The organism is Pseudacidovorax sp. 1753 (assembly GCF_040544975.1).
In the GTDB taxonomy this organism is placed as follows: domain Bacteria; phylum Pseudomonadota; class Gammaproteobacteria; order Burkholderiales; family Burkholderiaceae_C; genus Xenophilus.
In genome coordinates this window covers 1-10,611 of sequence record NZ_JBEPKY010000035.1, presented here as the reverse complement: position 1 = coordinate 10,611, position 10,611 = coordinate 1, and the positions used below count along the sequence as shown (strand labels likewise).

The following is a 10,611-nucleotide window of genomic DNA, read 5'->3' as shown; positions in this document are numbered from 1 at the left end:
CTGTTGTTGTCGGAGCATCTTGATTCCGGAAAGAGAAGGGCCCGGCGTCGCCGGACCGGGCTACCGACCTTACGCCCCCACCCCGCGACGGGCATCGGTGGAACTACCGCTGGCGCGGCGCCCCCGCGCTCAACGGATCAGATGCGCCCCTCTTCCACCGCGTGGCAGGCCACGCGCACGCCGCCGATGGACAGCAACGCCGGCCGCTCGGCCGAGCAACGCGCGTTGGCATGCGGGCAGCGTGGGTGGAAGGCGCAGCCCGTGGGCGGATTGAGCGGATTGGGCACCTCGCCCTGCACCGGCGTACGGGAGCGGCCGGTCGCATGCATCTGCGGGATCGCGTCCAGCAGCATGCGCGTGTACGGATGGCGCGGCTGCGCGAAGAGCTCGGCCTTGTTCGCCAGCTCCACCAGCCGGCCCAGGTACATCACGCCCACCTGGTCGCTCACGTGCCGCACCACCGCCAGGTTGTGCGAGATGAACAGGTAGGTCAGCCCGCGCTCGCGCTGCAGGTCCTTCATGATGTTGAGCACCTGCGCCTGCACGCTCACGTCCAGGGCCGAGGTCGGCTCGTCGCAGACCAGGAACTCGGGCGCCGTGGCCAGCGCCCGGGCGATGGAGATGCGCTGGCGTTGCCCGCCCGAGAACTGGTGCGGGTACTTGATCATGTCCAGCGGCGACAGGCCCACCGAGCGCAGCAGCTCGCCCACGCGCTCGCGCACCGGCGCCTTCTCGCGCAGGATGCCGTGCTCGCGCAGCGGCTCGGCAATGATGTCCTCGACCACCCAGCGCGGATTGAGGCTGGCGTACGGGTCCTGGAAGATCATCTGGATGCGCCGACGCAGCTGACGTCCGGCGGATGTACGGTAGGCCGCATGCGCATCCTGGCCGTCGAAGCGCATACCGCCGCGCGTGGGCTCGTACAGGCCCACCAGCAGGCGGGCGACGGTGCTTTTGCCACAGCCCGATTCACCCACCAGCGCCAGCGTCTTGCCGCGCTCGATCTCGAAGCTCACGCCGTCGACGGCATGCAGCAGCGTGCGGGGCTTGCGCTCCAGCACGCGGTTGAGCCAGGGGGCCGACACATCGAAGGTGCGGGCCAGGTCATGGGCGACGACCAGCGGCGCCGTGTCGGCGGCCGCGTCGGCTTTTGCGGAAGGCACGAACGCGGCACTCATTCGTCGATCTCCTGGACAGGCGTGGCGGCGTCGGGGGTGGCCCGTTCGCCGTGCGCCACCGCGGCGGCATGCTGGGCGGCCAGACGGTCATGACCACGGTGCGGATCGGTCCCGTCGTGCAGCCAGCAGGCGGCACGCGTGGCGCCGGCGGCCATCAGCTCGGGCCGCTCCTGCAGGCAGCGGTCGAACACCCGCGGGCAGCGCGGGTTGTAGGCGCAGCCCTGGGGAATCGCATTGAGGCGCGGCATGGCGCCGTCGATCTGGTTCAGGCGCTCGCGGTCGCTGTCCATCTCGGGAATCGACGCCATCAGGCCGCCCGTGTACGGGTGGGCCGGCTGGTGGATCACCTCGTGCACGGGGCCGATCTCGGCGATGCGGCCGGCATACATCACGGCCACGCGGTCGCAGGTCTCGGCGATCACGCCCATGTCGTGGGTGATGAGCATGACGGCCGCGCCGCGCTCTCGGCACAGGCGCTTGAGCAGTTGGATGATCTGCGCCTGGATCGACACGTCCAGCGCGGTGGTGGGCTCGTCGGCCACGATCAGCTGCGGCTCGGCCGCGAGCGCCAGCGCGATCACCACGCGCTGGCGCATGCCGCCGGAGAACTGGTGGGGATAGTGGTCGATGCGCTGCTCGGCCGCCGGGATGCCCGTGTCCTGCAGCAGCGCGATGGCGCGACGCTTGGCCTCGGACTCGGTCACGGGCAGGTGCGCGCGGACGGTTTCCACCAACTGCCGGCCCACGGTGTAGAGCGGGTTCAGCGAGGTGAGCGGATCCTGGAAGATCGCGCCGATCTTGCGGCCGCGGATATGGCGCATCTGCTCATAGCCGAGGTTGTCGATGCGCTGGCCCTGCAGCAGGATCTGTCCGCTGGCCACGCGGCCCGGCGGCTCCAGCAGGCCGATGATGGCCGCGCCCGTGAGCGACTTGCCGGCGCCCGACTCGCCCACCACACCCAGGATCTCGCCCGGCGCGATGTCGAAGGAGATGTCGTCCAGCGCCCGCAGCGTGCCGCGGCGGCCGGGGAATTCGACGACGAGGTTCTTGACCTGAAGAAGGCTCATGGCGGTATGTCCTTCTTTCACCGCAGCCGGGGATTTAAAGCATCGCGCAGCCAGTCGCCCAGCAGGTTCACCGACAGCGCGATCAGCACCAGCATGGCGCCGGGAAAGACGGTGATCCACCACTCGCCAGAGAACAGGTAGTCGTTGCCCACGCGGATCAGCGTGCCCAGCGAGGGCGAGGTGGGCGGCACGCCCACGCCCAGGAAGCTCAGCGTGGCCTCGGTGATGATGGCCGTCGCCACCTGGATGGTGGCCAGCACCAGCACCGGACCCGTCACGTTGGGCAGCACATGGCGCAGCATGATGCGCAGCGGCGCCACACCGGTGACGCGCGCCGCCTGCACGTATTCCTTGCTGCGCTCCACCAGCGTGGAGCCGCGCACCGTGCGGGCGTACTGCACCCAGCCGGTGAGCGAGATCGAGATGATGAGCACGCCGAAGGCCAGCGACTCATGCGCATTGGGGAAGAGCGCCCGGCCCACGCCCGCGATCAGCAGTGCTACCAGGATGGGCGGGAAGGACAGCATCACATCGCACAGCCGCATCAGAAAGGCATCGAGCCAGCCGCCGAGGAAGCCGGCGAGCAGCCCGAGCAGCACGCCCACCGCCACCGACAGGATCACGGAGACAACGCCCACCACCAACGAAATGCGCGCGCCATAGATCAGCGCGGAGAGGATGTCGCGCCCCTGGTCGTCCGTGCCCAGCAGGTACTTGCTGCTGCCGCCCTCGCTCCAGGCCGGGGGCAGCCGCGCATCGCCCAGCTCGAGCGAGGCCAGGTCGAAGGGATTGTGCGGCGCCACCCAGCCGGCGAACACCGAGCAGAAGATGCAGACGAAGGCGATGACCGCCGCCGTCACCGCCACCGGCGAGGTCCTGAAGCTGTGGCCGACATCGCTGTCGAACCACCGAAAGAGCACGTTCTTCATCGTGGAAAGGGTCAGGGGCACCGGGCGCGAAGGCCATCCGGTGCCGGGCGAAGCGGGCCGGGCGGCGCTCCATGAAGCGGCCTGCCGCCGCTGCGCGAAGCGCCGGGTGGAAGGTCAGCTAGCGGCCATGTCCGCGCAGGGGCACGATCACTTGATGCTGATCCACTTGAACGGCATGAAGTTGTCGGCCCGCTGGGTCAGCGACACCTTCTTGCTCACGCCCCAGGCCAGCGACTGCTGGTGCAGCGGCAGGTGGCCGATGTCGTCGGTGTGGATCTTGAAGGCCGCTTCGATCAGGCCCTGGCGCTTGGCCTTGTCGGTCTCCGACTTGATCTGGCCGATCAGCTCGTCGAGCTTGGGATTGCAGTAGGCGCCCAGGTTGAACTGACCGCTGCCGTCCTTGTCGTTGGGGCAGCGCATCAGCGCGTCCAGCGCGTTGTGCGAGTCGTAGGTGGTGGGCGTCCAGCCCAGCAGGTAGAAGCTGGTGTCGCGGCGCAGGATCTTGGGGAAGTAGGTGCCCTTGGTCTCGGCCGCAAGGTTGATCTTGACACCGATGCGCGCCAGGTTCGCCGCCACGGCCTGGCAGACCTGCGCGTCGTTGACGTAGCGGTCGTTGGGGCAGTTCATGGTGACCTCGAAGCCGCTCGGATAGCCGGCGTCGGCCAGCAGCTTCTTGGCCGCCTCGGGGTCGTAGGGCAGGCGCTTGTCCTGGGCCTCGGTCCAGCCGTTGATGCCGGGGCCGACCATCAGCGCCGTGGGCCGCGAGGCGCCGCGCATCACTGTCTTCTGGATGCCGTTGATGTCGATGGCCTGGTAGAAGGCCTGGCGCACGCGCTTGTCCTTGAAGGGGTTCTTGCCCTTCACGTTGGAGTAGAGCAGTTCGTCGCGCTTCTGGTCCATGCCCAGGAAGATGGTGCGCAGCTCGGGGCCGACGACCACGCGCGCGCTGGGGCTCGCATTGATGCGGGCGATGTCCTGCACGGGCACCGGCTCCATCACGTCGACCTCGCCCGAGACCAGCGCCGCGACGCGCGTGGCCGGGTTGGCGATGGGCGTGAAGATCACTTCCTGCGCATTGCCTTCGATCTTGCCCCAGTAGTTCATGTTGCGCACGAACACCGTGCGCACATTGGGCTGGCGCTCGCGCACGCGGAAGGGACCGGTGCCGTTGGCTTTGAAGGAGGCCGTGTTCTCGATGCCCTTTCGTCGATCGACGGGCTTCTCGGCCTTGTTCTCCTCGCACCACTTCTTGCTCATGATGGCGAGGTCGGACAGCACGTCGGGCAGGATCGGGAAGGGACCCTTGGTGACGATGTCCACGGCATGGTCGTTGACCTTGCGCACTTCCTGGATGTCGTTGACCTTGGCCTTTACATCGGAGCCGTCGCCGCCCGCGCGCGCGATGCTGAAGATCACGTCGTCGGCCGTGAAGGGCGTGCCGTCATGAAAGGTCACGCCCTTGCGCAACTCGAAGCGCCAGGTGTCGGGCGCGGTCTGCTTCCAGGACGTGGCCAGGGCCGGCGCCAGGCTCAGGTCCTTGTTGCGGTCGGTCAGGCCCTCGTAGACGTTCAGGTCCACCGACAGCTGAAGCGATTCATTGAGCGAATGCGGGTCCAGCGACAGCGCGTCGCCCTGGTTGGCGATGCGCACCGTCTGGGCGCTGGCGATCAGGCTGGCCGCGGCCAGCACGGCCGCGACGGCGGCTTTTTTCTTGAAGCTCATGGAATCACTCCTCGGGTTGGTCAAGGCTCGGGACGATCGGTCATGGGGCCGCGGTGGCGGCCCTGTCTTGTGAGGCCGCGCGGGTTGCGACGGCCTCGGTACCCCGGACGGCTTCACCGGCCAGGGGCATACCCTGCTCCACCAGGCCCGCATGCAGCGCGGCGCCCAGAGGCAGGATGTCATCGTTGAAGTCGTAGCGGCTGTTGTGCAGGAAGGCGCCGCCGCGGGCGTCCTGGCCGAGGCGCAGATAGGCACCGGCCTTCTTCTGCAGCATGAAGGAGAAGTCCTCGGCGCCCATGCTGGGCTCGAGGTGGCGGTCGACATTGCCCTCGCCCACGATAGCAGCCGCCACGTCGGCGGCGAACTGCGCCTCGGGCGCCGTGTTGATGGTGGCAGGGTAGATGCGTTCGTAGGTCAGCTCGGCAGTGGCGCCGAAGGCCGCGGCCACCTGCGTGCACAGCTCGCGCAGGCGCTGCTCGACCTGCGCCTGCACGCGCGAACTGAAGGTGCGCACGGTACCGACCAGCGTGGCGGTGCCGGGGATGACGCTGAAGGCATCGAGGTCGCCCGCCTGCACGGCGCAAAGGCTGACCACAGCGGCGTCGATGGGCCGCACGTTGCGCGACGTGATGGTCTGCGCAGCCGTGATGATGTGGGCCGCCACCACGACCGGATCGACCGTCAGGTAGGCATGCGCGCCATGGCCGCCCTTGCCCGTGATCCGGATGGTGATGCGGTCCGCCGCCGCCATCATGGCGCCGCGGTTGATGCCGATGGTGCCGGCGGGCAGTGCCGGCCAGTTGTGCATGGCATAGACGGCATCGACGGGGAAGCGCTCGAACAGCCCGTCCTCGATCATCACGCGGGCGCCGGCGAAGCCCTCTTCGCCCGGCTGGAAGATCAGCACCGCGGTGCCGTCGAAGTGGCGCGTCTCGGCGAGGTAGCGGGCCGCGCCCACCAGCATGGCCGTGTGCCCGTCGTGGCCGCAGCCGTGCATCAGGCCCGACTTGCCGGAGCACCAGGGCAGGTCGTTGTCCTCCTTCATCGGCAGCGCATCCATGTCGGCGCGCAGGCCGATCATGCGGCCGCTGGCCGTGGAGCGGCCGCGGATGATGCCGACCACGCCGGTCTTGCCGATGCCGGTGTGGATCTCGTCCACGCCGCAGGCCTGCAAGGCGGCCTTGACCCGACCCGCGGTGTAGACCTCTTCGAAGCCCAGTTCCGGGTTCGCGTGCAGGTCGCGCCGGAAGGCGGTGAGTTCAGGATGGAAGCGGGCGATGTGCTCGAAAGCCCGGCCGTTCGCGTACAGGCGTTGTGTGTTCATGGCTGAAGGATCGCTGCGCGGCAAAAGGGTTCGCGCTGGCCGATCAATGGCCGCCCGCCTTGCCCACGCGCAGCCGCGGATCGACGGCGAAGTACAGCAGGTCCACGACCAGGTTGATCACGACGAAGATCAACGCGATGAGGCAAAGGTAGGCCGCCATCACCGGGATGTCGGCGAAGGTCACGGCCTGGATGAAGAGCAGGCCCATGCCGGGCCACTGGAACACGGTCTCGGTGATGATGGCGAAGGCGATCAGCCCCCCCAGTTGCAGCCCGGTGATGGTCATCACCGGCACCAGCGTGTTCTTGAGCGCATGGCCGAAATGGATGGCACGGTTCGACAGGCCCCGCGCCCGCGCGAACTTGATGTAGTCGGTGCGCAGCACCTCGAGCATCTCGGCGCGCACCAGCCGCATGATCAGCGTGAGCTGGAAGATGGCCAGCGTCACGGCCGGTAGCACCAGGTGGTGCCAGCCGTCGAGCGTGAGCAGGCCTGTCCGCCACCAGCCGATCTGCACCACGTCGCCTCGCCCGAAGCTGGGGAACCAGCCCAGATGCACCGCGAACACCAGGATGAGCAGGATGCCGATCAGGAAGGTGGGCAGCGAGACGCCCAGCAGGGACAGCGTCATGAACATCTGGCTCATGAAGCTGCCGCGGCGCAGTGCCGCATACACGCCCATCGGAATGCCGAGCAGCAACGCGAGTCCTGCTGCGACCAGCGCCAGTTCCAATGTGGCAGGGAAGCGCTCGGCGATGAGGCTGGACACCTTGGCACCTTGGCGCAGGCTCAGGCCGAACTCGCCCTGGGCCGCGTTGATCAGGAAGTGCCAATACTGCACGAAGAAGGGCTGATCGAGGCCGAGTGCAGACCGCAGCTCGCGGATCTGGTCGGGCGTCGCATCCTGCCCCAGGAGGAAGACCACCGGATCGCCCACATACTGGAAGAGCAGGAAGGCGACGAAGGCCACCGCCACCATGACGATGACGGCCTGGATGAGGCGGCGCAGGACGAAGGCGAGCATGCGTGGGGAAATTCCTCGAAGCAGGATGCAGAGCAAAGGACATGCCCAGACCGCATCCCGGCCGCAGGGAGCATAAGACCAAACACCGCGCCCAGCGCCCCGTTTTGGTTCATGGAAAGCACTAGGGCGCGCAGCGCCGACGGGGGGCGGCCAGCGCTTCGGCAGTGCGCCGCAACACCCCGTGAAATCGACGCTCCAGCGAAGACAGCGAAGGCCCGCGGCCATGAAAAAAGCCACCCGGCTTGCACCGGGTGGCTTTGTCGAACTTCATCGTCAGCTGGCTTTCGCCAGCATCGGATTAGAACGAGTGGCGGATACCGAAGTCGTAGCCCACCGAGTTCTTCGGCAGGTAGGTACCCGTGCCGAAGGCGTTGGTGAACGTGGCAACGTACGGAGCCGTGATGTTGCCCGAACCAGCGCTGTAGTCGGCGCCGTTCTTGTTCTTGATGTAGGCCACGGTGGCGTACAGGGCGGTGCGCTTGCTCAGGTTGTGAACATAGCCCAGAGCCAGTTGGTCAGCCTTCGGAGCGTTGTACGTGAAGAACGGGTTCGTCAGGTACACCAGGGGGCTCTGGTCGACCTTGGTCTTCACGTGGCCGTAGGAAGCCTTGATCTGGCCAGCGCCGACCGGCACGGTCACGCCCAGCAGGTAGCCGTCGAGCTTCGTGTCGGGGTTGAACAGGGGCTGGTTGCCGCCCGAGTAGTCAACGGTGCCCTTCACGTTCACGTACTGAGCGAACAGCTTGGCGACGCCGAAGTCGTAGCTGCCGCCGACGTTGAAGTTCTTCGACAGGTTGTTGGTGCCGACTGCGAAGTTCGACGTGTTGATCTGCTCGCCGTACGCCACAGCGACGTCCAGGGGACCGTTGGCGTAGCCGAAGCGGCCACCCCAGTAACGGCCACCGCGGCTGTTGTTGTTGGCGCTGGCTTGCAGGAAGTTGTCGTACTTCGTCTGCTCGCTGAAGCTGTACATCGCCTGGCCATAGAAACCACCCAGGTTCGGGGGCAGGAAGTAGCCGACGCTGTTGTTGGCGCGAACGTTCGACGTTTCGATGCCAGGCAGGGCGGTGCTGCCGCTGATGGCGCGCTGCACCAGGGCGGTGCCGGCGCCGTTCGTGCCGAACGGATCGAACACGGTCAGGTTCCAGAACGTCGGCTTGTAGTCACGGCCCAGACGCACTTCACCGAAGGGGCCCGACAGGCTCACGGTGGAACGACGCTGGAAGTTGAAGCCGCTGGCGGTGCCGTCGTCGTTCGACAGCGCGCCTTCCAGCCAGAAGCTGGCAGCCAGACCGCCACCCAGGTCTTCCACACCGCGGAAGCCCAGACGGCTGGAGCTGTTGGCCGAGTTGTTCAGGCCGGTCTTGCTCACCGAGGTCGACTGGGGCAGGAACGCGTAGGCGAACGGGTTGGCCAGCAGAACCGCGGGGTTGGTCACCAGTTCGCTCTTGTTCGACACGCCGCTCACGGAAGCGTCAACGATACCGAACAGGGTCACCGACGATTGGGCCGAGGCCACACCGGCGACAGCCAGGGCAGCCAGAGCAACTAGAGATTTTTTCATTGCAAGTTTCTCCAAGGTTAAACATAGGGCGCCGGTGCGAAGGGTTCACCGCGCTGGCACATGCTGTGCTCCCGCCGGGCCCCGGGCCAACCTCCTTTTGGGAAGTTGTCGCTATTGCACCAGACGCTCGGCGCCACGGCAAAGCAAATTGGGCCAAATCTGGAGAGGGCTCCGCGTTTCGTTGCAGCGGTACAACAAGGTCAGGGTGCACTCCCGCTCGCGCATAGACCACAGAAGTTTCACATAGAGAAAAGCATCGAAACCTTGTTGCAAGCGAGGCGCCCGCGGGATGCGTTCCAATGGCGACATGAGTTCATCTGTCGATGCTTGTATCAGCGCTCTGGATAGCGCGCTGCGCACGATTTGGGGCAGCCCACGCGCCAGCATGCCATCACCCGCCCGAGCCGTAGCGGGTTCCGAAGCACGGTTGTCCGCCGCCGAACGCACAGAGGCTGGCGCGCTGATGCGCGTCAATCATGTGGGCGAGGTATGCGCACAGGCGCTCTACAGTGCGCAGGCGGTGACTACCGCCGACCCGTTACTGAAACAGGAGTTGCTGCGCGCGGCACAGGAGGAAACGGATCACCTCAGCTGGACGCGCGAGCGCCTCGACAAGCTCGGTGCTCGACCTTCACTGCTGAATCCACTCTGGTACAGCGGCGCCTTCGCACTGGGGCTGATTGCTGGTCGTTTGGGTGACAGATGGAGTCTGGGCTTCGTCCAGGAGACGGAAAGGCAGGTCGAGGCGCATCTGGACGGCCATCTCAGTCGTCTGCCCGCCGGCGATGTCGCCTCCCGCGCGGTAGTCGCCCGCATGAAGGCGGACGAAGCCGCTCACGCCGCCTGGGCAGAAGAGGCGGGCGGGCTGCCACTGCCCGCCCCGGCAAAGGCGCTCATGCGCGCGGCCGCGCGTGTCATGACCACCGTCGCCCATCGAATCTGATCACGCCATGCGCCTCACCGACCGGTAGCGCGCCGGGCGCCCAGTGAACGCGATATCTCAGGCCGAGGCGGCTCGAGCGCTGTCCACGAGTTCATAGCTCGTGGTGATCTGCGCTGTCTTGGCCAGCATGATGCTGGCTGAACAGTAGGTTTCGTGACTCAGCGAGATCGCCCGCTCGACGGCCGCCTCCGGAATCGCACGGCCGGTCACCGTGAAGTGCATATGGATCTTGGTGAAGACCTTGGGATCCTTTTCCGCGCGTTCGCTGGTGAGGCGCACGCTGCAGCCGTCCACCTGATGACGTCCGCGGCGAAGGATCATGACGACGTCGTAGGCGGTGCATCCCCCAGTTCCCGCCAGGACGGTCTCCATCGGCCGCGGGGCGAGGTTCTGCCCCCCGTTTTCAGGCCGCGCAGCGTCTGGCGCGCCGTCCATGGTCAAGATGTGACCGCTCCCCGTCTCGGCAACAAAGCCCATGGATGAGCGCGTCCCGGCGTGGCCGGTCCAACTGACTGTGCATTCCATCTGTAAGACTTCCTGACCCGCCTCCGTGAACTGCTTCACCGCATGACGGGCATCTGTAGAAATGTTGCGCTTCCGCATCACCCACTTGTTGCGATGCAGCATTGCTTTGCTATACTTTAGCCCAACGCATACCTCAGGGTATGCCCCAGTTGTCTCCTCCACCCTCCCAATTGGTGGATTTGGCCCCGAGTCGCAAGACTCGGGGCTTTTTTCTTTGGCTTGTGGGTTCGTGCGAGCAGCTGACCTGCCCCAAGAACCCGTACCAGTCGATTTGAGGAATCCGCTGGGTTGAAGGAGATTACTCCTGGTTTTGCTGCGGCGCCGGCACGGCGCCG

9 protein-coding genes are annotated in these 10,611 nt (G+C 66.5%); 1 reads left to right on the top strand and 8 read right to left on the bottom strand.

The window, feature by feature from the left end:
- Positions 1 to 137 precede the first annotated feature (137 nt).
- The 7 genes from ABIC63_RS28585 to ABIC63_RS28555 all read right to left on the bottom strand — a co-directional run bounded on the left by ABIC63_RS28585 (position 138) and on the right by ABIC63_RS28555 (position 8,808).
- A complete protein-coding gene (locus tag ABIC63_RS28585; RefSeq protein ID WP_354322274.1) occupies positions 138 to 1,178 on the bottom strand; it encodes an ABC transporter ATP-binding protein in 1,041 nt (346 codons plus the stop codon).
- On the bottom strand, positions 1,175 to 2,245 hold the full coding sequence (locus tag ABIC63_RS28580) for an ABC transporter ATP-binding protein (RefSeq protein WP_354322273.1): 1,071 nt from the start codon (positions 2,243 to 2,245) through the stop codon (positions 1,175 to 1,177). The genes ABIC63_RS28585 and ABIC63_RS28580 overlap by 4 nt, the downstream gene beginning before the upstream one ends.
- A gap of 17 nt (positions 2,246 to 2,262) precedes the next feature.
- Positions 2,263 to 3,174 (bottom strand): ABC transporter permease, encoded by a 912-nt coding sequence (locus tag ABIC63_RS28575; RefSeq protein ID WP_354322272.1) that lies wholly within the window; start codon positions 3,172 to 3,174, stop codon positions 2,263 to 2,265.
- A 147-nt stretch (positions 3,175 to 3,321) separates the two neighbouring features.
- The gene (locus ABIC63_RS28570; protein ID WP_354322271.1) at positions 3,322 to 4,896 is read right to left on the bottom strand and encodes an ABC transporter substrate-binding protein; all 1,575 of its coding nucleotides are present in this window, start codon (positions 4,894 to 4,896) and stop codon (positions 3,322 to 3,324) included.
- A gap of 40 nt (positions 4,897 to 4,936) precedes the next feature.
- The gene (locus ABIC63_RS28565; RefSeq protein ID WP_354322270.1) at positions 4,937 to 6,220 is read right to left on the bottom strand and encodes a M20 aminoacylase family protein; all 1,284 of its coding nucleotides are present in this window, start codon (positions 6,218 to 6,220) and stop codon (positions 4,937 to 4,939) included.
- 43 nt (positions 6,221 to 6,263) lie between these two features.
- Positions 6,264 to 7,244, bottom strand: coding sequence for an ABC transporter permease (locus ABIC63_RS28560; protein ID WP_354322269.1), 981 nt, complete (start codon positions 7,242 to 7,244; stop codon positions 6,264 to 6,266).
- 298 nt (positions 7,245 to 7,542) lie between these two features.
- Positions 7,543 to 8,808, bottom strand: coding sequence for a porin (locus tag ABIC63_RS28555; RefSeq protein ID WP_114802247.1), 1,266 nt, complete (start codon positions 8,806 to 8,808; stop codon positions 7,543 to 7,545).
- 307 nt (positions 8,809 to 9,115) lie between these two features.
- On the opposite strand from ABIC63_RS28555, the gene coq7 reads away from it, so the two are divergent.
- Positions 9,116 to 9,751 (top strand): 2-polyprenyl-3-methyl-6-methoxy-1,4-benzoquinone monooxygenase, encoded by a 636-nt coding sequence (coq7, locus tag ABIC63_RS28550; RefSeq protein ID WP_043113298.1) that lies wholly within the window; start codon positions 9,116 to 9,118, stop codon positions 9,749 to 9,751.
- Positions 9,752 to 9,808: 57 nt separating this feature from the next.
- On the opposite strand, the gene ABIC63_RS28545 is transcribed toward coq7, so the two are convergent.
- Positions 9,809 to 10,276 carry an OsmC family protein gene (locus ABIC63_RS28545; protein WP_354322287.1) on the bottom strand — a complete coding sequence of 156 codons (468 nt, stop codon included), beginning with the start codon at positions 10,274 to 10,276 and terminating at the stop codon, positions 9,809 to 9,811.
- Between the last annotated feature and the right edge of the window lie 335 nt (positions 10,277 to 10,611).